The sequence below is a fragment of the Pseudomonas sp. No.117 genome, assembly GCF_054558395.1.
Map to the genome: position 1 here is coordinate 91,407 of NZ_BAAJNP010000004.1, position 23,956 is coordinate 115,362.

The 23,956-nt window shown below is 68.5% G+C and carries 22 protein-coding genes; 6 read left to right on the top strand and 16 right to left on the bottom strand.

What is annotated here, in order from left to right:
* Genes ACYJP6_RS10290 through argE (ACYJP6_RS10310) form a run of 5 tightly spaced genes read left to right on the top strand, consistent with a single transcriptional unit; the run spans position 1 to position 5,852 of the window.
* The gene (locus ACYJP6_RS10290) at positions 1–1,845 is read left to right on the top strand and encodes an ABC transporter ATP-binding protein (protein ID WP_459475353.1); all 1,845 of its coding nucleotides are present in this window, start codon (positions 1–3) and stop codon (positions 1,843–1,845) included.
* The gene (locus tag ACYJP6_RS10295) at positions 1,842–2,147 is read left to right on the top strand and encodes a (2Fe-2S)-binding protein (protein WP_459474890.1); all 306 of its coding nucleotides are present in this window, start codon (positions 1,842–1,844) and stop codon (positions 2,145–2,147) included. The genes ACYJP6_RS10290 and ACYJP6_RS10295 overlap by 4 nt, the downstream gene beginning before the upstream one ends.
* Positions 2,132–3,547, top strand: a complete 1,416-nt coding sequence (locus ACYJP6_RS10300; protein WP_459474891.1) for an FAD/NAD(P)-dependent oxidoreductase — start codon at positions 2,132–2,134, stop codon at positions 3,545–3,547. The genes ACYJP6_RS10295 and ACYJP6_RS10300 overlap by 16 nt, the downstream gene beginning before the upstream one ends.
* A gap of 5 nt (positions 3,548–3,552) precedes the next feature.
* Positions 3,553–4,704 (top strand): NAD(P)/FAD-dependent oxidoreductase, encoded by a 1,152-nt coding sequence (locus ACYJP6_RS10305; protein WP_459475354.1) that lies wholly within the window; start codon positions 3,553–3,555, stop codon positions 4,702–4,704.
* Positions 4,701–5,852: an acetylornithine deacetylase gene (argE, locus tag ACYJP6_RS10310; RefSeq protein WP_459474892.1), complete on the top strand. Its 1,152-nt coding sequence runs from the start codon at positions 4,701–4,703 to the stop codon at positions 5,850–5,852. Before ACYJP6_RS10305 ends, argE (ACYJP6_RS10310) begins: the two co-directional genes overlap by 4 nt.
* Positions 5,853–5,869: 17 nt before the next feature.
* On the opposite strand, the gene ACYJP6_RS10315 is transcribed toward argE (ACYJP6_RS10310), so the two are convergent.
* Positions 5,870–6,796 (bottom strand): 2-hydroxyacid dehydrogenase, encoded by a 927-nt coding sequence (locus tag ACYJP6_RS10315; protein ID WP_459474893.1) that lies wholly within the window; start codon positions 6,794–6,796, stop codon positions 5,870–5,872.
* A 231-nt stretch (positions 6,797–7,027) separates the two neighbouring features.
* Between ACYJP6_RS10315 and ACYJP6_RS10320 the strand changes: the two genes are divergently transcribed.
* Positions 7,028–7,741: a cupin domain-containing protein gene (locus tag ACYJP6_RS10320; protein WP_459474894.1), complete on the top strand. Its 714-nt coding sequence runs from the start codon at positions 7,028–7,030 to the stop codon at positions 7,739–7,741.
* Between the two features lie 43 nt (positions 7,742–7,784).
* On the opposite strand, the gene ACYJP6_RS10325 is transcribed toward ACYJP6_RS10320, so the two are convergent.
* From ACYJP6_RS10325 to ACYJP6_RS10395, 15 genes are all read right to left on the bottom strand, one after another.
* Entirely contained in the window at positions 7,785–8,276 is a 492-nt protein-coding gene (locus tag ACYJP6_RS10325; protein WP_007161776.1) for an Lrp/AsnC family transcriptional regulator, read from the bottom strand.
* Between the two features lie 29 nt (positions 8,277–8,305).
* Positions 8,306–8,995 carry an HAD family hydrolase gene (locus ACYJP6_RS10330; protein WP_459474895.1) on the bottom strand — a complete coding sequence of 230 codons (690 nt, stop codon included), beginning with the start codon at positions 8,993–8,995 and terminating at the stop codon, positions 8,306–8,308.
* Positions 8,996–9,050: 55 nt separating this feature from the next.
* Positions 9,051–10,340 carry a 4-aminobutyrate--2-oxoglutarate transaminase gene (gabT, locus tag ACYJP6_RS10335; protein ID WP_459474896.1) on the bottom strand — a complete coding sequence of 430 codons (1,290 nt, stop codon included), beginning with the start codon at positions 10,338–10,340 and terminating at the stop codon, positions 9,051–9,053.
* 143 nt (positions 10,341–10,483) lie between these two features.
* Positions 10,484–11,947 carry an NAD-dependent succinate-semialdehyde dehydrogenase gene (locus tag ACYJP6_RS10340; RefSeq protein ID WP_459474897.1) on the bottom strand — a complete coding sequence of 488 codons (1,464 nt, stop codon included), beginning with the start codon at positions 11,945–11,947 and terminating at the stop codon, positions 10,484–10,486.
* Between the two features lie 141 nt (positions 11,948–12,088).
* Entirely contained in the window at positions 12,089–12,985 is an 897-nt protein-coding gene (locus tag ACYJP6_RS10345; RefSeq protein WP_459474898.1) for a LysR family transcriptional regulator, read from the bottom strand.
* Positions 12,986–13,061: 76 nt separating this feature from the next.
* Entirely contained in the window at positions 13,062–15,104 is a 2,043-nt protein-coding gene (locus tag ACYJP6_RS10350) for a 2Fe-2S iron-sulfur cluster-binding protein (RefSeq protein WP_459474899.1), read from the bottom strand.
* A gap of 30 nt (positions 15,105–15,134) precedes the next feature.
* On the bottom strand, positions 15,135–15,746 hold the full coding sequence (locus ACYJP6_RS10355) for a glutathione S-transferase family protein (RefSeq protein ID WP_459474900.1): 612 nt from the start codon (positions 15,744–15,746) through the stop codon (positions 15,135–15,137).
* Between the two features lie 127 nt (positions 15,747–15,873).
* Positions 15,874–17,025, bottom strand: coding sequence for an acetylornithine deacetylase (argE, locus tag ACYJP6_RS10360; RefSeq protein WP_459474901.1), 1,152 nt, complete (start codon positions 17,023–17,025; stop codon positions 15,874–15,876).
* Positions 17,022–17,699, bottom strand: coding sequence for a DUF1028 domain-containing protein (locus ACYJP6_RS10365; protein WP_459474902.1), 678 nt, complete (start codon positions 17,697–17,699; stop codon positions 17,022–17,024). The genes argE (ACYJP6_RS10360) and ACYJP6_RS10365 overlap by 4 nt, the downstream gene beginning before the upstream one ends.
* Before the next feature lie 9 nt (positions 17,700–17,708).
* Complete coding sequence (locus tag ACYJP6_RS10370) at positions 17,709–18,125, bottom strand: RidA family protein (protein ID WP_058763000.1); 417 nt, start codon at positions 18,123–18,125, stop codon at positions 17,709–17,711.
* 133 nt (positions 18,126–18,258) lie between these two features.
* The gene (locus tag ACYJP6_RS10375) at positions 18,259–19,551 is read right to left on the bottom strand and encodes a flavin-containing monooxygenase (RefSeq protein ID WP_459474903.1); all 1,293 of its coding nucleotides are present in this window, start codon (positions 19,549–19,551) and stop codon (positions 18,259–18,261) included.
* A gap of 79 nt (positions 19,552–19,630) precedes the next feature.
* Complete coding sequence (locus tag ACYJP6_RS10380; protein WP_459474904.1) at positions 19,631–20,362, bottom strand: class II aldolase and adducin N-terminal domain-containing protein; 732 nt, start codon at positions 20,360–20,362, stop codon at positions 19,631–19,633.
* 52 nt (positions 20,363–20,414) lie between these two features.
* Complete coding sequence (locus ACYJP6_RS10385) at positions 20,415–21,251, bottom strand: ABC transporter substrate-binding protein (protein WP_459474905.1); 837 nt, start codon at positions 21,249–21,251, stop codon at positions 20,415–20,417.
* A 26-nt stretch (positions 21,252–21,277) separates the two neighbouring features.
* Positions 21,278–22,150 (bottom strand): phytanoyl-CoA dioxygenase family protein, encoded by an 873-nt coding sequence (locus ACYJP6_RS10390; RefSeq protein ID WP_459474906.1) that lies wholly within the window; start codon positions 22,148–22,150, stop codon positions 21,278–21,280.
* A 29-nt stretch (positions 22,151–22,179) separates the two neighbouring features.
* The gene (locus tag ACYJP6_RS10395) at positions 22,180–23,700 is read right to left on the bottom strand and encodes an amino acid ABC transporter permease/ATP-binding protein (protein WP_459474907.1); all 1,521 of its coding nucleotides are present in this window, start codon (positions 23,698–23,700) and stop codon (positions 22,180–22,182) included.
* Positions 23,701–23,956: the final 256 nt, after the last annotated feature.

Here is a 23,956-nt window from a genome sequence, read left to right on the forward strand (position 1 = left end):
ATGCAGACGCTGGTAGAGGTCAAGGACCTGCGCGTGGTCGCCCAGGCCGAGGATGGCAGTGAAACCCTCATCGTCAAGGAGGTCGGCTTCAGCCTGGCCAAGGGCGAGGTGCTGGCGCTGATCGGCGAATCCGGTTCGGGCAAGACCACCATAGCGCTGTCGCTGCTCGGCTACGCCCGCGCCGGTTGCCGGCTCGCCGGCGGCTCGATCCGGGTGGGCGACACCCGGGTGCTGGAGCTCGACGCGGCGGGCCTGCGCCGGCTGCGTGGCCGCACCGTGGCCTATATCGCCCAGAGCGCGGCGGAGGCCTTCAATCCGTCGCGCCGCTTGATGGAACAGATCATCGAGAGCGCCCTGATCCACGGCGTGCTGACCCGGCGCGACGCCGAGGCGCGGGCCCTGGAGCTGTTCCGCGAACTGGCGTTGCCGGACCCCGAGCATATTGGCGAGCGCTATCCGCACCAGGTGTCCGGCGGCCAGCTGCAGCGGCTGATGGCCGCCATGGCGCTGATCACCGATCCGACCCTGGTGATCCTCGACGAACCCACCACGGCGCTGGACGTCACTACCCAGATCGAGGTGCTGCGTGTCTTCAAGCAGGTGGTCCGCGAACGTGGCGTGACCGCGATCTATGTTTCCCACGACCTGGCGGTGGTGGCCCAGATGGCCGACCGCATCCTGGTGCTCAATGGCGGCGAGGTCTTTGAAAATCGCCGCACCGAGCGCCTGCTGGCCAGTGCCCGCCATCCCTATACCCGCAGCCTGCTGGCCGCGGCTCAGCCAGAGCCCCTGGCGGAGCGTGGGTTGCCCGCGGTGGAGACCCGGGCGCCCGTGCTGGAAGTAAATGACCTGGTTGCCGGTTATGGCCCCATGAACGCTGAAGGCCTGCCGCGCTATCGGGTGCTGGAAGGCATCAATCTGAGCATCGCGCCGGGGCAGGCCCTGGGGGTGATCGGTGAGTCCGGCTCCGGCAAGTCGACCCTGGCGCGGGTGATCGCCGGCCTGCTGCCGCCCGCGCGAGGCAGCGTGCACCTGGGTGGCGAGCCCCTGCCGCCCGGTCTGGATGGTCGCACCCGCGAGCAGTTCCGCCGCGTGCAGCTGGTCTACCAGAACGCCGACACGGCACTGAATCCGGCTCATAGCGTGGAGCGCATCCTGATGCGCCCGCTGGAAACCTACCATGCCTTCGACAAGGCCACCCGCCAGCGCAAGGTGCGCGAATTGCTCGACCGGGTGCAGTTGCCGGCGAGTCTCGCCAACCGGCGTCCGGGCGAGCTGTCCGGTGGCCAGAAGCAGCGGGTCAACCTGGCGCGGGCCCTGGCGGCCGAACCCGAGCTGATCCTCTGCGACGAGGTCACCTCGGCGCTGGACACCGTGGTCGGCGCCGCCATCCTCGACCTGCTGGTGGAACTGCGCCGCGAGCTGGGGCTGGCCTATCTGTTCATCAGCCACGACATCTCCACGGTGCGCAGCCTGTGCGACGAGGTGCTGGTGCTCTATGCCGGCCAGCCGGTGGAGCTGGGCACCCCGGCCACGCTGCAGCATCCGCCGCTGCATCCCTACACCGAATTGCTCACCGCCTCGGTGCCCGCGCTGCGCCAGGGCTGGCTGGAGGAGCAACCGGTCCGTACCGTGGCACCCCTGGCCGCCAAGACCCAGGCGAGCGGGGCGCTCTGCAGCTTCCTGCGCCGTTGTCCGGTGCGTGTCGAGGGCCGCTGTGAGCGCCAAGCACCGCCGCAACAGCGGCTGCCGGGCGGCAACCTCATCCTCTGTCACCACGACGGCGAGACCTTGCAGCGCCTGCAAGGCGGCGCCGTGCTGCACACCCAAGGAGTTCGCGCATGACGTCTCGCTTCCAGCGACTCGCCGAAACCGGCCGGCCGCAGGTCAGCCTCACGGTCGACGGCCTGCCGGTCACGGCCCTGGCGGGCGACACCCTGATGGTCGCTTTGCTCGCCAACGGCCCGGCGCTACGGCGCTCCGAATTTGGCGAAGAGCGCCGTGCCGGCTTCTGCCTTATGGGCGCCTGCCAGGATTGCTGGGTGTGGACCGCCGCCGGCGAACGCCTGCGCGCCTGTGGTACCGAGGTCCGCGACGGCCTGCAGATCCTTACCAAGCAACCGGAGGCGGTATGGAATCTGGCCTAGCATCCTCTCATTCGAAGACGCCGCGGGTGGTCATCGTCGGGGCCGGCCCGGCCGGCGTACGCTGCGCCGAAACCCTGCTGGCCGCGGGTATCGCCCCGGTGGTGATCGACGAGAATCGCCGCGACGGTGGTCAGATCTATCGCCGCCAGCCCGAGGGATTCCAGCGCTCCTATGCCACCCTCTACGGCGGCGAAGCGGCCAAGGCCGAAGACCTGCACCGCACCTTCGACGGTCTACGTGGGCGGCTGGACTATCGCCCGGAGACGATGGCCTGGCACCTGCACGAACGCACCCTCTACACCGTGCAGGGCAATCGCCAGCGCACCCTGGACTTCGACGCCCTGGTGCTCTGCACCGGTGCCAGCGACCGGCTGCTGCCAGTACCGGGCTGGAACCTGGCGGGCACCTATACCCTCGGCGGTGCCCAGATCGCCCTCAAGACCCAGGCGGTGTCCATCGGCCGGCGGGTGATCTTCCTGGGCAGCGGGCCCTTGCTGTACCTGGTCGCCAGCCAGTACCAGCAAGCCGGTGCCACCGTCGCCGCCGTCCTCGATACCGCGCCGCTGCGGCTGCGCGCCCTGGCGGCGCCCAAGCTGCTGGCGCGGCCGGGTGTCGCCTGGAAGGGGGTGCAACTCATGGCTTCCCTCCAACGCGCCGGGGTGCCGTTGCACTTTGGCGTCACCCCGCTGGAAATTCTCGGCGACGCCGAGCAGGGCGTCCGTGGCGTGGCCTTCGCCGATGCCCGCGGCCTGCGCCAGGAGGTGGTCGGCGACGCCGTGGGCCTGGGCTATCACCTGAGACCGGAAACCCAGCTGGCCGATCTCGCCCGCTGCGCCTTCGACTTCGAGCGGGCGACCGGGCAATGGGTATTGCAGCTGGATGCCGAAGGACGGACGTCCTCACCGGGCGTCTATGCCGCTGGCGATGGTGCCCGGGTGCGCGGTGCCGATGCCGCCGAACTGGCCGGGAAGTTGGCCGCCTGTGCGGTCTTGACCGATCTTGGCCGCACGCCGCCAAACGGCCTCGCCGAACGCTGCCGCGAGGGCCTCGAGGTGCAGGAGCGCTTCCGCCTCGGCCTGGCCGAGGCCTTTCCCTGGCCGGCCAAGCAGATGGCCAGCCTGCCGGACACGGCGGTGGTCTGTCGCTGCGAGGGCATCACCGCCGGTGAACTGCGCGCCGTGGTACGCGAGAAGGGCGCCCGCGAGGCCAATAGGGCCAAGGCCTTCAGCCGGGTCGGCATGGGTCGTTGCCAGGGTCGTTACTGTGCCCAGGCCGGGGCCGAGATCATCGCCGCCGAATCCGGGGTGCCGGTGGAGACCGTCGGCCGCCTGCGCGGCCAGGCACCGGTACGGCCCTTGCCGCTGGGCATCGTCGCCTGCGAAGAAGAGGTTTCGTCATGAGTCAGATCGCCGCCAATCGCGCGGATGTCATCGTCATCGGCGCCGGCATCATGGGCAGCGCCAGTGCCTTCTTCCTGCGCCGCCGGGGGCTGTCGGTGCTCCTGCTGGAGCGCGACCAGGTCGGGCGCTTCGCCAGCGGCACCAACTTCGGCAACGTGCGCCGGCAGGGGCGCTACCTGACTCAGGTGGCCCTGTCCAATCGCTCCCGTGGCATCTGGGGTCGCTTGCCGGAATTGATCGGCGATGACCTGGAGTTCATTCCGGGCGGCCATCTGCGGGTGGTCTACGACCCCAGCCGCATCGCCATGCTGCACGACTACGCCCGGGCGCCGGAAACCGCTGCCCTGGAGCTGCAGGTGCTCGAAGGCGCGGCCCTGCACGAGAAGTTTCCCTACCTGGGCCCGGAGGTAGTGGCCGGCTCCTATGCGCCCCACGATGGCCACGCCAATCCGCGCCTCGCCGCCCCGGCCTTCGCCCGCGCCGGGGTGCGCGAGGGTGTCGATCTGCAGGAGGGGGTGGAGATCACCCAGGTGTCCAAGCCAGGCACCGATTTCCTGGTGCAGGCCGCCGATGGCCGCCGCTTCCAGGCACCGCGGCTGCTGATCACCGCCGGGGCCTGGGGCAGTCGGTTGTCCAGCCAGTTTGGCGAGCCGGTACCCATCGAGACCCATGGCCCCCAGATGGGCGTCACCGAACCCTTGCCCTATGCCTTCAAGGAAGCGGTAGGTGTCTCTTCGCCGCTGGTGAGCGAGACCATCTACTTCCGCCAGATCCCGCGCGGCAACGTCATCTTCGGCGGCTGCTTCCGCACCCGTCCGGACCTGGACACCCGCCTGGCCCGCGCCGAACCCCATGGCCTGCTCAACCAGCTCACCCAGTTGCGCCGCCTGGCGCCGGCCCTGGGCCGGGTCAATGTGATCCGCACCTGGAGCGGAGTGGAGGGCTATATCGCCGACGACCTGCCGATCATGGGCCCGAGCAGCCAGGTGGACGGCCTCTACTACGCCTTCGGTTTCTGCGGCGCCGGTTTCCAGCTCGGCCCAGGAGTGGGCGACACCATGGCCGAACTGATCGCCACCGGCCGTACCGACACGCCCCTGCCGGCCTTCGACGTGGCCCGTTTCGCCCAAGCCCGCAGCGAGAGTCTCGCCGGATGAACAGTCAGGAACTACTGCGTACCCTGATCGGCTTCCCCACGGTCTCCGCCGACTCCAACCTGGCGCTGATCCATCACGTGCAAGGCCTGCTGGAAGCGGCCGGCATCGCCTGTCGCCTGGTTCTCGATGAAAGCGGGCGCAAGGCCAATCTCTTCGCCAGCGTCGGCCCAGCCGACGTTCCCGGCGTGCTGCTCTCCGGCCATACCGACGTGGTACCCGTGGAGGGCCAGGCCTGGACCCTGCCTCCCTTCGCGGGCACCCTGAAGGACGGCCGGATCTATGGTCGCGGCGCCTGCGACATGAAGGGCTTCGTCGCCTGCGCGGTGGTGGCCCTGCTGGCCGCCGCTCGTGGTGAACCTTTGAAGCGCCCGCTGCAACTGGCGCTGTCCCACGACGAGGAGATTGGCTGTGTCGGGGTCCGGCGGCTGCTGGACGTGCTGGAATTGGCGCCGGTGCGCCCCTTCCTCTGCATCGTCGGCGAACCCACGGAATTACAGGTCGCCCTCGGCCACAAGGGCAAGGCGGCACTGCGCGCCCATTGCCATGGCCAGGAGGGGCACTCGTCGCAAGCACCGCTGCATGTGAATGCCATCCACCTGGCCAGCGACCTGGTCGGCGCGCTGCGCGCCAGCCAGCGGTGCCTGGTGGAAGAGGGCGCGCGCGATGCCGCCTACGACATTCCCTACACCACCCTGCATGTCGGCCGCATCGACGGCGGCAAGGCGCTGAACATCGTACCCAATCAGTGCACCCTGGATTTCGAGATCCGCCACCTGCCGGCCGACGATCCCGCTGCCCTGGTGGCCGCGCTGCAGGAGACGGCGGATGGCCTGGTCCGCGAAGCGCGCCAGCTGTCCCCCAAGGCGGCCATCGAGATCGAGACCGTCAATGCCTATCCCGGCCTGGATACCCATCCCAGCGTCGAGGCGGTGCGTTTCCTGCAGACCCTGGTCGAGCCCGGCACCGCGCAACTCAAGGTGGCCTTCGGCACCGAAGGCGGGCTCTTCGCCAGTCGGCTGGACACCCCCGTGGTGGTCTGCGGTCCCGGCAGCATCGACCAGGCGCACAAGCCGGACGAGTATGTCGACGTCAGCCAGCTCGACGCCTGTGATGCCTTGCTGGGGCGGCTGCGGGTGGCTTTGGGTTAAGCCACCCCGGCCGCTGCCTAGTAACCCCGCTGCCGATCCACCAACCCCCGCATCGGTTCACCGCGCTGATGGCGACGGATGTTCTCCAGCAGCACCGTGAAGGCCGTTTCCGCTACCGTCATGGCACCCACGTGGGGCGTCAGCCAGATTCGCGGATGTTGCCAGAAGGGGTGGTTGGCAGCCGCAGGCTCTGGCTCCACCACGTCCAGCACCGCCTGACTCAGCTGGCCGCTGTCCAGCGCCGCCAGCAGATCCGCCTCCACCAGGTGGGCGCCGCGACCCAGGTTGATCAGGCTGGCGCCCTGGGGCAGGGCGGCGAATAGCCGGGCATCGAGGATACCTGTGGTTTCCTGGGTCAGGGGCAGCAGGCAGATGAGGATCTCGCAGTCGGCCAGGAACGCCGGCAGTTGCTCGGCGCCGGCATGGCAACGTACACCGGGTAGCTCACGGGGCGAGCGTGACCAGCCCGAGAGCTGGAAGCCGAAGGTGGCGAGCCGCTCCAGCACCGCCTGGCCGGTCTGGCCGAGGCCGAGCACCCCGACGCGTCTGTTCGCCGCCGGCACCAGCGCATGCTCCAGCCAGCGCCCCGCACCTTGCTGGTCGAGGTAGAGCGGCAACTGGCGGTGCAGTGCCAGGACCATGAGCGTTGCATATTCCACCATGCCGGCGACGATGCCGGGATCGAGCATCCGCACCATGGGTAGCGCCGGGGGCAGCCGCCTCAAGTCGAATTGGTCGATCCCGGCGGAGGTGGCGAACAGCACCTCCAGATTCGGGAAGGCCGTGGCCAGGTCTTCCGGCGGTTGCCAGCAGGCCAGGTAGCGGATGTCTGCGGGGTCGCCCACGTCCGGCCATTGGCGAAATTCGATGTCGGGTGCGCGTTCCTGGAACAGGCTTCGCCACGCCTGGCCCCGCACGGGATCGGCCTTGTACAGCAGCGTCATGAGGAAGTCTCCGGCAAAGCTCAAGCATGGCGCACCGGGGCGATAGTTTGTCCTGAAATTCCAGCTGCTGCCGCCATCATCGGTGGTGCGGTGGAAACTGCGCCGCACCTTCGAAAAACGGCAGCTTCTGTGCTGCCTGCCGCCCGAAACGCCACAACCCAGGTGCCTCGGCGGTCGATACTGGCCCTGTCCGCGGCAGGCCTGCCGCGTCTCTGATCGCGAGGATTCGCCATGCCCCTGCTGCATTATTGCCAGCCGCCCAGTGACCGCCGTCTCCCTTGGGCGCTGCATGCCCTGCACGACGACCCGCTACCGGCGGGGCGCGACCTGCACCTCCACGATGGGCGACTGGGCTATGTCATGGGCAGTGCCGTCAGCCATTTCGCCGATTGCCAGCTGGACGACTATCCCTGGGTGGAAGTGAGCGTCATCGAGGCCGGGGAGTTGCAGCTCGAATGGGCCGGCGGTGCCTTGCAGCTCAAGGCCGGCGATGCCTTCGTGCTACCGCGCGGCCTGAGTTGCCGCTGGCGTCACGGCGGCGAATTGCGCCGCCTGTTCATGGCCTTTCCCGGCCGTGCCAGCGCAGGCCCCATGCCCTCGGCGCCGCTGCTGCTGGATCCCGAGGCCCCGCGCGAACCCTCGCCGCCGCCAGCGGCCAGCGTGCTGCTGAGCCCCGAGCCCAGCGCCACCGGTTGCGACCTGTTCGAAAGTGGTGGCGGCGCCCTGCGGATCGGAATGTGGGAATGCACGGCGTACACGCGCAAGGCCGTGAGCAATCCCCATTGCGAGCTGATGCTGCTCTATGCCGGCGCGGTGAGCCTGACGGTCGAGGGGGAGGCGCCCTGTCATGTCAGGGCGGGCGAGGCGGTACTGGTGCCAGCGGAAGCCCCGATGGCCTGGGACAGCCAAGAGACGGTACGCAAGCTCTATTGCATCCTGCGCTGACGGGACTGGCCGCTGCGCCAGCCCGAGGATAGGCGGCGCTGGCTCAGCCCGCCTTGATCAGGCTGCGCAGCGGCAGGGCGTTCTTCACCACCGGCGACTTGATGACGATGTAGCTGAAGTACTTCTCGATGCCGACGTTGCGGTCGAGGATGGATTCCATCAGCTCCTGGTAGTGACCGATGCTGCTGCACATGAAGCGCAGCAGGTAGTCGTAGCCGCCACTGATCAGGTGGCACTCGAGGATCTCGTCGACCCCGCGGATGAAGGATTCGAACTTCACGAAGTCGGCGCGCTTGTGGTCGGAGAGGGTGACCTCGGTGAACACCGTCACCGAGTTGGCGATCTTGGCGAGGTTGACGTGAGCCTCGTAGCCGCTGATGTAGCCGGCCGCCTCCAGCCGCTTCACCCGCTGCAGGCAGGGGCTGGGGGAGAGGCCCACGGCTTCGGCGAGGCTGACGTTGGTCATCCGGCCGTCCTTCTGCAGTTGCACCAGGATATTGATATCGATGCGGTCCAGTTTCGTTGCGGCGTCCATCGTCGTTCCTCGCAGTCGTGAACGGCAGGCTAGGCACGCAGGGCGGTCTGATGCGCATGCACCAGATCGGCGAGACTCGCGTACTCGCACCGCGTGCCATCCAGGGCCTGCCGCGAAAGGTTCCAGGGCCGCGAGCGATCACGGCGCAAGGTACACAGGGGAAAATCCACCAGGGGGTTCCAGGGGTCGTCCGGTTCGCTGCCGCGTACCGGCAGCAGATCCTCGCGCGCCAGGCCGAGCGTATCGAGGGTGGTATCGAGCGCCGCGCGCAGATCACCGCCCCGGTTGGGTACCACGGCGGCGAAGACGTCTGGCAACCGCGCCGTGACCGCTGCCGCCTCGCCGTCATCGGGCGAGGCGAGCAACACCAATCGATAGAACTTGCTCAGGTACTGCAGCGCCCCGGGCGCATCCTCGAACACCGGCCAGCTCGCCGTGGCGTTTCCAAACGCCACGCTGGCCTCCAGGTCCTCCTCCTGCTGCAACTCCTGCGCCAGGCGCTGGTGGATGCGCAGGTGCAGACCGCTCTGGCTGGCGGCCGGCACGGCTTCGCGCAGTTCGCGGGCCAGCCGGTGGTAGCTGCCGAGCAGCCAATCAGGATGGGTACTGAGCCCGGCCTGCGCCACAAGAGGGCGCAGGGCCTCGAGGATGCCCCCTTCGCGGTCGACGAGGGTGCCGTAGCAGGAAAAGCCTATGGCCTGGTAACGCGTTATTCTCATGGTCGGATTCCCCTCGGCGCCGCCACGGCCTGGCCTGGCGGCGTTACGTTCGACCTCAGGCACCGGCCTGGGCGAGAGCCTGGCCGAACATCTGCAAGGCTTCGGCCAGCTGGGCTTCGCTGGTGACCAGGGGCGCCAGGAAGCGAATGACGTTGCGCTCGACGCCGCACTTGATCACCAGCAGCCCGGCCTGGCGGGCGCCGTCGATGACCTGCTGGGCCAGGGCGGCGTCGGGGCTGTGACCATCCGCACCGACCAGCTCGACCGCCAGCATGAAGCCGCGACCGCGCACCTCGCCGATGCGTGGATGGCGCTGCTGGAGTGCGAGCAGCCCGCTGCGTAGTTGCTCGCCGAGGGCCACGCCGCGGGCGACCAGCTCCTCTTCCGCGAAGATGTCCAGCACCGCCAGGGCCGCCGCGCAGGCCAGGGCGTTGCCCCCATAGGTGCCGCCGAGGCCGCCGGGCAGCGGCGCGTCCATGATGGCCGCGCGGCCGACCACGCCGGAGAGCGGCAGGCCACCGGCCAGGCTCTTGGCCACCGTCACCAGATCCGGCTGGACGCCGGTCTGCTGGAAGGCGAAGAGACTGCCGGTACGGCCGAAACCGGTCTGGATCTCGTCGGCGATCAGCACGATGTCGTGCTGGTCGCAGAGGGTGCGCAGCGCCTGGAGGAACTCCACGGGCGCCGGGCGAAAGCCGCCGTCGCCCTGCACCGGCTCGATCAGGATGGCGGCGACCTGGTCGGGGGCGATCTGGGTGGCGAAGACTTCGCGCAGCCCGGCCAGCGCCTGCTGCGTATCGACGCCCCGGAAAGGGTCGGGGTAGGGCGCGTGATGGATGTCGCCAGGGAAGGGACCGAAGTTCTGCTTGTAGGGCTGGGCGAAGCCGGTCAAGGTCACGCCCAGCAGGGTGCGGCCGTGGAAGCCGCCGCGGAAGGCGATCACCCCCGGCCGCTTGGTATGGGCGCGGGCGATCTTGATGGCGTTTTCCACCGCCTCGGCGCCCGAGGTGAGCAGCAGCGTCTTGTAGGCCTCGCCGTTGCCGATCAGGGTATTGAGGCGGTTGGCCAGTTCCAGGTAGGGCTCGTAGGCCATCACCTGGAAACTGGCATGGGAGATTTCCCCGACCTGCCGGCGCACGGCTTCCACCACACGGGGGTGGTTGTGCCCGACGTTGAGCACGCCGATGCCGCCGACGAAATCGAGGTAGCGGCGTCCGTCCACGTCCCAGACTTCGCTGCCCTGGGCGCGAGCCACCACGACGGGATGGGCGGTGATGATGCCGCGCGGGACGCTCTGTTCGCGATAACCCAGCAGGCGGTCGGTGGCTTTGGCAGCGGAATTCATGCAGCTATCTCCAGGCAGGGGGCGAGGGTTTCAGCCTAAGCAAATGCCGGGGCCGGTAACGCTGAAGTTGCCGGCCCCGGCATCGCGATCGACTGTTTTGCGCAGGGGTGGCGGCATTTTCAGCTGCCTGCCCGCCGTGGATTTCAGTCCAGCCCGCCCAGGTGCCAGGCCTTGACCTCCAGGTACTCGTCCAGCCCCAGGTGCGAACCCTCGCGACCCAGCCCGGACTGCTTCACGCCGCCGAAGGGCGCGACCTCCATCGACAGGGTGCCGGTATTGAGCGCCACCATGCCGAATTCCAGGCGCTCACCCACCCGCCAGGCGCGACGCAGGTCCTGGGTGTAGTAATAGGCGCCCAGGCCGTAGGGCGTGGCATTGGCCAGCGCCAGGGCCTCGGCTTCGTCACGGAAGCGGAACAGTGGCGCCACCGGGCCGAAGGTTTCCTCGCGGGCCAGCAGCATGTCCGCCGTGGCACCGGTGAGCACCGTGGGGGCGACGAACTGGTCATGTCCGCTGGGCAGGCCGCCGAACAGCGCCTTGGCGCCCTGGGTCAGGGCGTCGTCGACATGGCGCGCCACCTTGTCCACCGCCGGGCGATTGATCAGCGGACCGAGGGTCACCCCGGCCTCCAGGCCATTGCCCACCTTGAACTTGGCGACCTCGGCGGCCAGGCGCTCGGCGAAGCGGTCGTGGATACCGTCCTGGACCAGGATGCGGTTGGCGCAGACGCAGGTCTGGCCGGCGTTGCGAAACTTGCTTTGCAACACCCCGGCGATGGCCAGGTCCAGGTCGGCATCGTCGAAGACGATGAAGGGCGCATTGCCACCCAGCTCCATGCTGGTGCGCTTCACCGTGGCCGCGCATTGCGCCAGCAGCAGCTGGCCGATCCGCGTGGAGCCGGTGAAGGACAGCTTGCGCACCGCCGGGTTGCCGGTCAGCTCGCCACCGATACCGACGGGCAGCCCGGTGACCACGTTGAAGATCCCGGGCGGAAAACCGGCCCGATCCGCCAGCTCGGCCAGCGCCAGGGCCGACAGCGGGGTGAGGTCCGAGGGCTTGATCACCACCGGGCAGCCGGCCGCCAGGGCCGGCGCGGCCTTGCGGGTGATCATGGCATTGGGGAAGTTCCACGGGGTGATGGCGGCGGCCACGCCCACCGGCTGCTTGAGCACCAGCACCCGGCGATCGCGGGCGGGGGCGGGCAGGATATCGCCGTAGCTGCGCCGGGCTTCTTCGGCGAACCATTTGACGAAGCTGGCGCCGTAGGCGATCTCGCCGCGAGCCTCGGCGAGCGGCTTGCCCTGCTCCAGGGTCATGAGCAGGGCCAGGTCGTCCTGGTGTTCCAGCATCAGCGCATGCCAGCGCTCCAGCAGCGCCGCGCGTTCGACTGCGGGACGCTCGCGCCAGGCCGGCCAGGCCGCTTCCGCCGCGGCGATGGCGCGGGCGGTTTCGGCAGCGTCCAGCGCCGCGACCTGGGCGATCACCTCGCCGGTGGCGGGGTTGTCTACGGCGAAGGTGGCGCCGTGGTCGGCGCCTATCCAGCGGCCGTCGACATAGGCCGATTGTTGGAACAGGCGAGGATCACGCAGATCGAGGTGCAGCGGCATGGTGGCGCTCCCAGTGGCAGGTCAGGCCCTGAGTCTAGGGAGCGCCGGCGGTGGCCAATGCTGAATTGGCCTGGTCCGAGCGGCTGGCGAACGCGTTCGGCGTGACGAGACCGCAGTTTGTGCGGCGACCGGGCGGGACGCTCAGTCGTTGCCGAACAACGGATTGCCACGCAGTGCCGTCACCGCCAGTTCGACGAAGGCCCGGACCTTGGCCGCCGCCTGGCGGCCCTGGGGGTAGACCAGGTGGACCGGGAGCGGGGCCTCCTCATGGTCTTCGAGCACCAGCTGCAGGGCGCCTTCGGCGAGGGCCGGGGCGATCTGATAGTGCAGCGCCCGGGTCAGTCCCCAACCGGCCTTGGCGGCGGTGATGGCGGCCTCGTTGGTATTGCACTGCAGCACCGGATCCACCACCACCCGCTGACCGCGGGCGAAGCGCCATTCGGCCGAGGCCCAGGCACTCTGGCAGGCGAGGATGCGATGTTCCCGCAAGGCAGCCGGCGTCGTGGGCGTGCCCTGGGCCTGCAGATACCCCGGCGCGGCGCAGACTACCCGGCGCATGCTGCCCACCTGGACGGCGGTGAAGCCCGAGTCCGGCAACTGGCCGATGCGCAGGGCGACGTCCATGCCTTCGTCCAGCAGATTCACCTGGCGATCGAGGAACAGGGTACGGACGCGCATCTGCGGATGGCGCGCCAGGAATTCCAGCACCAGCGGCAGCACGTGCAGCTGGCCGAAGAGCACCGGCGCGGTGATCGCCAGGGTGCCGGAGGGCCGGGCCTGGTGACCGGCCGCGGCCAATTCGGCCTCGGCGATCTCACCGAGGATGCGCCGGCAGTCCTGCAGATAGCGGGCGCCGGCTTCGGTGGGCTTCACCGAGCGGGTGGTGCGCACCAGCAGCCGGGCGCCGATCAGTTCCTCCAGGCCGGCGATCATCCGCGTCACCGCCGGTGCGCTCAGGTGCAGCTCGCGGGCGGTGCGGGCGAAACTCTCGGTCTCGGCGACCTTCACGAACACGCGCATCGCCTGCCAACGATCCATCTGTCGGGTCTTCCTCACGGGGCCGGAGTGCTCCGGCAAGGCCTCCATGGTAGTCGACCCGCGGGCGCTGGCCAGCCTAGAGATCGAGTTCGAGGCGCACGGTACCCTCAGCAGGTCGCGCGCAGCAGAGCAAGGCTTCATTGGCGGCCACCGCGGCGGCGGGCTCATGAGCATAGGTGACCGCGCCGGCGAGCACCCGCGTGCGACAGCTGCCACAGTGACCCTCGCGGCAGCTGAAGGCGGGGGAAAGGCGCTGGGCCTCGGCCAGCTCCAGCAGGCTGCCAGCGGCAGGGGTCCACTGCGCCTCCTGGCGCGCGACGGCGAAGCGCACCGCGACGGCCGTCGTGGCCGCTGGGTGGCATTGCGCGACCGCGGCCGCTGCGCGGGTGCGCACCAGGCCAGCCGGACCGAAGGCCTCGGCGTGGATCCGGGCGTCCTCGATGCCGTAGCCACGCAGGCCGTCGTAGAGCCCCTGGGTGAAGGCCGAGGGGCCGCACAGGTAGAAGTCATGGTCCCCGAAGGGTAGGTAGCGACCCAGCAAGTCCAGGTCGATGCGGCCGGCCACGTCATAGTCCACCTCGGGGCGGGCGTCCGCGGTATCGCCCAGCACCCTGATCACCCGTACCGAGTCAGGGGCCGTGGCGGCCAGCTCGGCAAGCTCCCTGGCGAAGGCGCGCTCGGCGCGGTTGCGCGCGGCGTAGAACAGCGTGATCGGGCGCGCACGTTGGGTCCGCCGTCCTTCATGGAGGGCCTGGCGCAACATGGCCAGCAGCGGGGTGATACCGATACCCGCGGCGAGCAGTACCAGGGAGCGCGTTTCAGCCGTAGCCAGGGTGAAGTCGCCGGCCGGTGCCCGGGTCTCGAGCAGATCGCCGACGCGCAACTGATCGTGCAACAGGCGAGAGACCGCGCCTTCGCGCTTGACGCTGATCCGGTAGCCATCGTCCGCTGGCGCGTTCGACAGGCTGTAGCTCCTCACCAGCGGCGCCTGGTCGACGTCAGGGCTCACCCGCAGCGTGAGGAACTGACCCGCCTGGAAGGGCAGCAGACCGGCACCGTCCACGGGTTCGAGGTGGAAGGAGCGGATCGTCGTGCTTTCCTGGACGATCCGGGCAATGCGCAGCGGGCGCCAGCGCTGGGCGTAGGCCTTGGCCTGCAGGCGCTGCTCGGCCTGTGGCCAGCTGCCGGTCAGCTGGCTGCTGTCCGACTCGCCGTGGGCCCGCGTTGTCCAGCGCAGGGCCAGGGCAGCGCGACGGCGGACGACCAGGTGCGGGCGAAAGATCCAGAGGCGCTCCGCGCCTTCGAAGGCGGCGATCTCGGGCGAGTCGAACAGGACCTCGGCCGTGCCGCTCAGGTGCAGCAGGTCACCCCTCTCGTAATCCACGAACAGCAGCCCGGCCTTGCCGTTGGTGACGAGGTTGCCCAGGGTGTTGAAGAACAGGTTGCCGTTGAAGTCGGGAATCGTCAGCACGCCCTCGGCGTCCACCCGGACGAAGCCTGGCTTGCCGCCGCGGTGGGATACGTCGACCCGCCGCTGGCCTTCCTGCTCCGCGTAGGAGGCGACGAAGAAGGCATCGGCGCCGGTGATGAGGGCGCGCGCGGTGGCGTCCAGGCGGGTGAGGCGCTCCGCGACGGCCAGGGGGGCGGTGCCCGGCTCCCGGGCGAAGGCGGGGTCGCGCAGCTGGATGTAGCGCGGGCAGTTGCCGAAGCTCTGGTCGACGACCACGCGAAGCCCCTGCGGCGTGTGGCTGAGGGTGCCGTTCAACCGGTTGCGCCGGCGCGTGTGCAGTTCGATACCGAGCAGGCCGACCGCCGCCCCTTCGGCGAGCCCGGCAGCCGCCGGATCCTCCGTGGCCAGCTGGGCGGCGATGTCCAGGAGAGTGGGGGTGGGTGAGCTGAGAAAGCCCGGACGGCCTTCCAGGAGGGTCGCCCAGACCTCGCCTTCGGCAGCGACACTGCCCAGCACCAGGAAGGGCAGTTGCCGGAAGAAGTCCCGGTGCTGGTCGGGCATGAAGGGCCGGATCACGCGCGGGCCCAGGGCCGCCATGCGTTCGCGGACGCCCAGCCGTTCCTGGATGAGGGTTTCGCCGGCGTGCCAGGTGGGCAGGGGCTCGTGCATGACCATGACCTCCAATCGGGACGCGTGCGCTCAGGCCCTGAGGCCGGCGGCGGTCTGGGGGAAGGCGACGAAGCCCGGCAAGGCTTCCACCCGGCGCAGGAAGGCGCGCACGGCGGTGTAGGGCGCCAGGTCCACATTGCCTTCCGGGGCGCCGGCGAGGTAACTGTAGAGGGCGACGTCGGCGAGGGTGGGATGCCCGGCGGCCAGCCAGTCCCGCGTGGCTAGGTGGGCCTCCAGGCGCTGCAACAGGACATGGGCGCGGGCGATGACTTCCTCGGCATCGAGGCGGGCACCGAATACCGTGATCAGCCGCGCCGCCGCCGGGCCGTAGGCCAGTTCACCGGCCGCCACCGATAGCCAGCGCTGCACCGCGGCGGCACCGGCCGGATCCTCTGGCAGCCAGTCGGTGCGGCCCAGTTTCTTCGCCAGGTAGACGAGGATGGCGTTGGAATCGGCGACGACCACACCGTCGTCCTCCAGCACCGGCACCTGGCCGAAGGGGTTGAGGGCGAGGAATTCCGGCGTGCGATGCTCGCCGGCCGCGAGGTCGACCTCGATGAGTTTCGGCGCCAGGCCCAGCAGGGAGGTGAACAGCACGGCGCGGTGGGCATGACCGGACAACGGAAGGTGATAGAGCTTCATGATCCAACTCCTGACTGGCATCGGGCCGAGGGTGGTCCCGATTCGTGCTACCAGCTTGGGAGTGAATGGATTCAGAGGGAATGGGTGTTCTGGTCAGTTCATTATTCCGCGCAGCGGAATGATCGGCCTAGCCGCGGGCGAAGGCCAATACCTGCCCCAGCATCGTGTCGCAGCCATCCAGTTGCGCCTGGGTGATGAACTCGTCCGGCTTGTGCCCCTGGGCCATGCTGCCCGGCCCGCACACCACCGTGGGGATACCCGCGGCGGCGAAGAGGCCGCCCTCGGTGCCGAAGGCCACGGTACCGAAGTCCCGCGAGCCGCAGAAGAGTGCGATCCATTCAGCCGCCGCGCTTTCGGCAGCGGTATCCAGGCCGGGGTAGCTGGAGAGCTCGGCGAAACTCACCGAGCTCTCTGCACTGGTGGCCATCATGGCCGGCAGCAGCCCGTTCTTAGCGTAGGCCTGCACCTGGCGGATCAGCTGGTAGGGATCCTCGGCGGGCAGGGCGCGGATCTCGAAATCGAAGGCGCAGTCCTGCGGCACGATGTTCAGTGCCTGGCCGCCGCCGATCAATCCGGTCTGCACCGTGGAGAAGGGCGGGTCGAAGCGGGCGTCTTGCCGTTCGGGTGCCTTGAGCGCCTCGCCCAGGCGGCCGAGTTCGACGACCAGGCGCGCGGCGTATTCGATGGCGTTGACGCCCTGGGGCGCATAGGCCGAATGACAGGCGGCGCCGTGCACCTGGCAGCGCATGGCTACCTTGCCCTTGTGGCCGAGCACGGGCTTGAGTTCGGTGGGTTCGCCGATGATGCACAGCAGTGGCTTGATCGGGCGCTGCGCCAACTGGTCGAGCAGGCTGCGCACCCCCAGGCAACCCACTTCCTCGTCGTAGGACAGCGCCAGGTGCAGCGGGCGGCGCAGCGGCGCGCGGACGGCTTCGGGGACCAGGGCCAGCAGGCAGGCCAGGTAGCCCTTCATGTCGGCGGTGCCGCGGCCATAGAGCCTGCCCTCTTCTTCGCTGAGTTCGAAGGCGGGTCGGGTCCAGGCCTGGCCGTCCACCGGCACCACGTCGGTATGCCCGGAGAGCACGATGCCCGGCACGTCGGCCGGCCCCAGGGTGGCGAACAGATTGGCCTTGGTGCCTGCGGCATTGTGGATCAGCTCATAGGGCACGCCGAAGCCATCCAGGTAGCGGGCGACGAAGTCGATCAGGGCCAGGTTCGATTCGCGGCTGGTGGTGTCGAAGGCCACCAGCTTGGCCAGGAGGTCACGGCTGGCGCTCATCGGTCGTCACCCGGCACGCCATAGCCCGGGGCGAGATCCGGGCGGACCGCGCGGTCGAGATAGTCCTGCAGCTGCGGCTGGTAGGCGCGCCAGAGGTCGGCCAACCGGCCGATGGGGTCCGTCTCGGCCCAGTCGACGCGCAGATTGACGATGGGCCAACTCGGGTCGCCTACCACCAGCAGTGCCGCCGAATGCACGGGACCGGCTTCGCCGCCGGACGCCAGCGCCGCCTGCATGGCCTGCACCAGCCGCTCGGCGAGGACGCCCCGGGTGCCTTCGAAGCTTGCCACCAGGGCATCCACCACCGCCGGACTCGCCAGCATGTTGCCGGCGGCCACGCAGTCCCGCCCGCTGCGGGCGTGATGCACGCCCAGGGTCTGGGCGCCGCTATGGTGGGCACTGCGCCCCTGGCCGTCGATCACCGTCACCTGGCGATAGTCGGCGTAGGCATCGCCGGCCAGGCTCTGGGCCAGGGCCTCGCTGGGTGCCAGGCCCAGGGCCAATCCGTCCAGGGTGAGCGGCCCCAGGGCGGGCAGGGTGATGTTCTGCGAGCTGACGGCGCCGATCCCCGGCCGCAGCCAGGGGCAACGGGCACCCACGGCAATGCTGGAGGAACTGATGGCGATGCCGAACTGGCCGGTCTCGGCGCAGCGGGCGGTGATGGAAAAGGTCATGGGCGGGCCTCAGTCGGGAATCACGGCGATGACGTCGATCTCCATCAGCCACTGGGGCTGGCCCAGGGCCGAGACCACCAGCCCGGTGGAGATGGGGAAGACGCCCTTGAGCCATTTGCCGACCTCCTGGTACACCGGCTCGCGGTAGCGCGGGTCGATCAGGTAGGTGGTGGTCTTGACGATGTGGCTGAGGTCGCTGCCGGCTTCTTCCAGCAGCTGCTTGACGTTCTTCATCGCCTGCTCGGCCTGGGCCCGGGGATCGCCCAGCCCGACCAGGTTGCCTTCGAAGTCGGTACCCACCTGGCCGCGCACATAGACGGTGTTGCCGGCGCGCACGGCCTGGCAGAGGTCGTTGTCCAGGGTCTGGTTGGGGTAGGTGTCCTTGGTGTTGAACATGCGGATTCGGGTATGGGTCGGGGTGGCCATGGGGATTCTCCTTTTTTTGAAGTAGGTTGGGTTGAGACGGCTTTATCGTCGAAGCCCAACATTGCCGGCCTTCGGATCGACGTTGGGCTTCGCTGGCGCTCAACCCAACCTACGCGCCCTGTAGGCTTGGGTGTCAGGCGCTGCGCGATTGCAGGGGTTGGGCGGTTGTCTCGCCACTGGGTCGGTAGTCCTGGTAACGCCGCTGGATGGCAATCTGGTCGGCCACATGACGCGCGTCGTGCCAGCACCCCCAGATGAAGGCCGAGCCGCGGCGACTGAGCCAGGGCAGGCCGACGAAATAGATGCCCGGCTCGGCGCCGACACCGCGCTGGTGCCTGGGCTTGCCGTTGTCGCCGAAGGTATCCACCTGCAGCCAGCTGAAGTCGGTGGCGTAGCCGGTCGCCCAGATCACCGAGGTCACGCCGGCGGCCTGCAGGTCCAGCTCCGGCAGGGGTTCCCTGATGCAGGCGGCATCGGCCACCCGCTCGCGGGCTGCGGGTTCTTCGGGCAGGTCCAGGCCGTGGCGTTCGGCATAGGCGTCGGCGGCGTCGAGCAGGGCCAGGTAGTTGGCATCACCGGCATCGAGGTTCTGCTTGAGGTCCGCGCGGAAGCGTACGGTGCCGTCGACGAAGGTATCGGTAAGGCCCACCAGGGTCATGCCGGCCTGGGCCAGGCGGCGGAAGTCCACGGTATGGCCGCCACGGGCGCCGCTGACGGCGATGGTCACGTGCTCGCGCCCCGGCTGCATGGTCTCGGTGTCCCACAGGCCGAGCACGCCCAGCCACCAGCAGAAGTCGCGTCCGCGATAGGCCCGTGGCGGCCGGTCATGCGGGCCCACGGACAGATAGACGCGCTTGCCGGCGCGCAGCAGTTCCTCGGCGATCTGCACCCCCGAGGAGCCGGCGCCGACCACCAGGACCGCGCCGTCGGGCAGTTGCTGGGGATTGAAGTATTGGGCGGAATGGATCTGGTAGAGCCCCTCGTCCTTGGGTGCGATGGCCGGGATGACGGGTTTCTGGAAGGGACCGGTGGCCACCACCACCCGCTGCGCGCTGAGGCTACCCGCCGAGGTCTCGACCAGGAAGCCGCTGCGACCCTCGTGACGGGTCACTCGGGTGACCGCGACACCGGTACGGATGGGGGCGTCGATCTGCCGCGCATAGGCCTCGAAATAGGCGGCGATCTCGTCCTTGCCGGGGAAGCCGTCAGGCGGCGTCTGGAATTCCAGGCCGGGGAAGCGATCGTGCCAGGCTGGGCCGTTGGCCACCAGGGAGTCCCAGCGGCCGGTGCGCCAGGCTTCGGCGATGCGGTTTTTCTCCAGCACCAGGTGTTCGATGCCCAGGCGGCCCAGGTGCTCGCTCATGGCGACCCCGGCTTGGCCGGCGCCTATCACCAGGGTGTCGATAGCGGTCGGTAATGCAGTCATGACGGTACCCTTCGGCCGCTCCGCAGGGTGCGGCCGTCATCTAAGCAGTAGGAGGGCGGAGCGCGGGGCCCCGCGGTGATCAATCCAGCACGGAGGGGTCCGCCTGGATCATCAGTTCTTTCATCTCGGCGAAGTGCTGCTCGGAGAAATCGGTGATGCCTTCCCAGGCCCGCGAGGTCTTCTCAGCGACCTCGTCGGACAGCACCTTGAGCGGCTGGCCGGTGGACCAGGCGGTGACCAAGATCTGGCAGGCGCGCTCCAGCGTCCAGATGTCATCGAAGGCCTGGCCGATGGTGGGGGCGATGACCATGACGCCGTGGTTGCCCATCAGCAGGCGCTGCTTGCCGTCGAGCAGCCCGGCCAGGCGCGCGCCCTCGGCCTCGGTGTCGGCCATGCCGCCGTAGAGCTCGTCCACCGCGATACGGTTGAAGTAGCGCGCGGTGTTCTGATCGATGGGCGGCACCTGCGGCTTGGCCAGGCAGGCCACCGCCGTGGTGTGCACCGGGTGCAGGTGCAGCACCACCCGCGCTTCGGGTAGGCGGCGATGGATCTGCCCATGGATCGACCAGGCCGTGGCATCCACGTCGGGCCGCTCGGCGCCGCGCGGATCGTCCGCATCGAGCAGCAGCAGGTCGCTGGCGCGGATGCGCGAGAAGTGCTTCCACTTGGGGTTGATCAGGAAGCGCTTGCCGTCGGTGGAGACCGCCGCGCTGAAGTGGTTGGCGACCGCCTCGTGCATGCCCAGGTGGGCGATGACCCGAAAGGTCGCCGCCAGATCGATGCGCAGCCGTTCTTCGTGAGAAAGTGCCATGGTCGTGACTCCGAAGGGGTCGTCCCCGGCCGCGGGGACGACCGGTGAGAACTTAGGGCTTGGGCATCAGGGCGGCGATGTCCGCCTCGGTGGGCGCCTGGAAGTTGTACTTCTTCAGCAGGGCGGCGTACTCGGGGGTGGCGCTGTACTGCTTGAGCGCCTCGACCAGGGCGGTCTTCACCTCGTCGTTGCCCTTCTTCACACCGAAGCCATTGAGCACCGGGTAGATCAGGGTGTCGGAGGAGATCACCACGCGGTTGCCGAGCTTCTCCACCAGCCCCCGGGCCACGGCGGCGTCGGTGATCTGCGCCTCCACCGCCTTGGACAGCAGCGCCTGGGTGGTCTGGGGGTCGGTGCCGTATTCGCTCACGGCGATCGGCTTGAGACCGTTCTTCACGCAGTACTCGTCCGACAGCTTGTGCAACTGCTGCAGCCAGGAGGTGGCGCCCATGGAGCCGATCTTGTGGCCGCAGAAGTCTTCCGGCTTCTTGGGCTGGTAGTCGCTGCCCTTGAGCGCGATGATCGCCTCGCCGCTCTTGAGATAGGGGATCATGTCGATCACCTTGAGGCGGTCCGCGGTGATGTACATCGACGAATTGGTGATGTCGAAGCGGCCGCCCTGCAGGCCGGTGATGAGGTTGGGGAAGCGGGTGTCGAGGGTTTCCACGGAGCGACCCATGATCTTCGCCAGCCCGTCGACGAACTCGATGTCGAAGCCTGCCGGCTTGTTGTCCTGCACGTATTCGTAGGGGAAGAAGGTCAGGTCCGAGCCGGCGATGAGCTTGCCCGGCTGCTGGAAGGCGCCCGCGGTCGCCGAGGCCAGGGCGATGGTTGCGCCCAGCACGGTGGTGGTGAAGGTCCGGATCGAGACGCTGCTGAAGCTGTGCATGGCGATGCTCCTTGAGGGTGGGAAACTCAGCTGGCGGCCTGGTCGAGCCCGGCCTGTTGGACGAAGAAGGAGGCGCCGCGCGGCTTCTGCGGCAGGCGCACGCTGTTGGCCACGCTGCGCACCAGGCCGCTTTCCTGGCCGGCCACCAGCACCCCGGCGTGCTCGCTGGGCAGCGGGTTCTCGCCGAAGGGCAGGGCGTCCTCGGCGGCGTAGACGCTGATGAACAGGGTGCGCGGCAATTCGGTCTGGTTGGGGCTGGAGGCATGCAGCAGGCGGGTGTGCATGAAGCACACCGAGCCGGCCGGGCCGAAGCAGGCGGTGGGCTGGCCGCAGTGCTCGGCGACCACCTCGTCATCGACGGCGCCGCTGAAGCGGCCGTTCTGCCAGTGCGACCACAGCGGGCCCTTGTGGCTGCCGGGGATGACCGTGAGCGGGCCATTCTCCGGGGTCACCTCGCTGACCATCAGCAGCGCGGTGACCACGTCATCGTTGCTGTGCGGGGTGAACAGGAAATCCTGGTGCCACTTCACCTGGGTGGCGGTGTGCGGCAGCTTCGAGTTGATCTTGCTGTGATGGAAGCGGGTGCCGTTGCCACCGATCAACTGGGCGGCCACCTGGGCCATCCGCGAAGAAAGGGCGACCTGGCGGTAGGCCGCGGAGATCTCGGTGGGCGAGCTGACCCGGCGCAGGGAGGGGTGGTCGGGCCTGTGGTCCAGCTCCACGTCGAAGCGGGCGCGGCCATCCTGGGTCTCGCCCCAGGCTTCGGCGTGGCTACGGCTGTCTGCCACCCAGAGATCGAAATCCGCCTGCAGCGCGGCGATCTCGTCGGCCGACAGCAGGTTCTCGACCACCAGGTAGCCGTCTCTGTGGAAACTCTCCAGTTGCGCTTGCTCGATCATCTTTCGTTCTCCGAAAACCAAGGGTGGGGTCAAGCCAGGGACACGTCCTTGAGGAAGGCCTCGACGCGCGGATGCTGGCCGTTACGCAGTACCTGGGGCGCGTCGTCGCAGACCACGCGGCCCTTTTCCATGAACACGATGCGGTCCGAGACCTTGAAGGCGAAGTTCATCTCGTGGGTAACGATCACCATGGTGATGCCCTCCTGGGCCAGGGCCTCGATCACCTGCAGCACCTCGTTGACCTTCTCCGGGTCCAGCGCCGAGGTGGGCTCGTCGAAGAGCATGATCTGCGGCCGCATCATCAGCGCCCGGGCGATGGCGACGCGTTGCTGCTGGCCGCCGGAGAGCTGGTGCGGATACTTCCAGGCGTGGTCGAGCATCCCCACCTTGTGCAGCAGGGCATAGGCCTGCTGCTTGAGCGCCTCGGGGCGGTCCAGTCGGTGATAGCGCGGAGCGAGCAGCAGGTTGTCCAGCACCGTGAGGTGGGGGAAGAGGTTGAAGCTCTGGAACACCATGCCGATGTCCAGGCGATGCTCGCTGTGCTCGACGAAGCGCGACTTCTGGGCGCCGTCCTTGTGCAGGTGGATGAACGGCTGGCCGTTGATGCGGATCTCGCCGTTGTCCAGTTGCTCCAGGCCATTGAGCAGGCGGATCAGGGTGGTCTTGCCCGAGCCCGACGGACCGATCACCGAGACCACTTCGCCCGGCTGGATCTGCAGGTTGACCGAGCCCAGCACCTCGACGTCGTTGTAGGCCTTGTGCAGGCGGGCCGCCTGCAGGGCCGGGATGGCGGCGTCCCACTGTGGGCGAGCGGTGGCCGTCGAGGCCTGGGTGGCCAGGGCCAGCACCTGGGCGTCGGGCGTACGCACCACCTTGCGCTGGGTGACGTCGAGGAAGCGCTCCAGGCGTTTGAGCAGGAAGTCGAACAGGGTGACGATCAGCACGTAGTAGAAGGCCACCGCCACCATGGTCTCCATGACCAGGAAATTCTGCGAATAGAGGCGCTGGCCGACCATCAGGATCTCGGTCAGGGAGATCACCGAGACCAGGGAGCTGAGCTTGACGATGGAGATGTATTCGTTGGCCAGCGACGGCAGTGCTACCCGCAGCGCCTGGGGGATGACAATGCGCCACTGGGTGCCGAGAAAGCGCAGGCCTAGCGCCCGCGCGGCCTCACCCTGGCCCTTGGGGATCGACAGCAGGCCGCCGCGGTGGATCTCGGCGACATAGGCCGTCTCGCTGATGACTAGGCCGATCAAGCCGGCCCAGAAGGGGTCCGCCAGCACCACGGAGGTGGCCGGTACCGCCTGCGGCAGGTTGTAGATGAAGATCAGCAGGACCAGCAGCGGCACGCTGCGAAAGAACCAGATGTAGCCGCGAGCGGGGAGGCTGAGCGCCGGATAGCGCGACTGCTTCGCCAGGGCGATGAAGAAGCCGAGCGCGATGCTGATGATCCAGGTGAGGGTACTGAGTTTGATGACCGTCCAGGTTGCCAGCCAGAATTGAGTGTCGCCGATCAGGCTGAACATGTAGTTCCAGTCGAAAGTCATCGCTGCAGGACCCATTGCCATTCATTGAAGAGTGCGTGATCGAAGAAGCACGCCTGTCGCTCTGATTACAGAATTGGCAATCGCCCGACTTATCGTCAATTAACAAATTACGGGCCTCTGTATAGGGCGATCCTATACAGAAAGTTCGAGCTATCACTGGACTTCCGAAGGCGCCCCAAGACAGGGCAATTTGCCGCCATTACTGGCGGAAACGCAGGCTTTTGGTGCGCTTTGCACCAGCGCCCAAGCTCAGGAA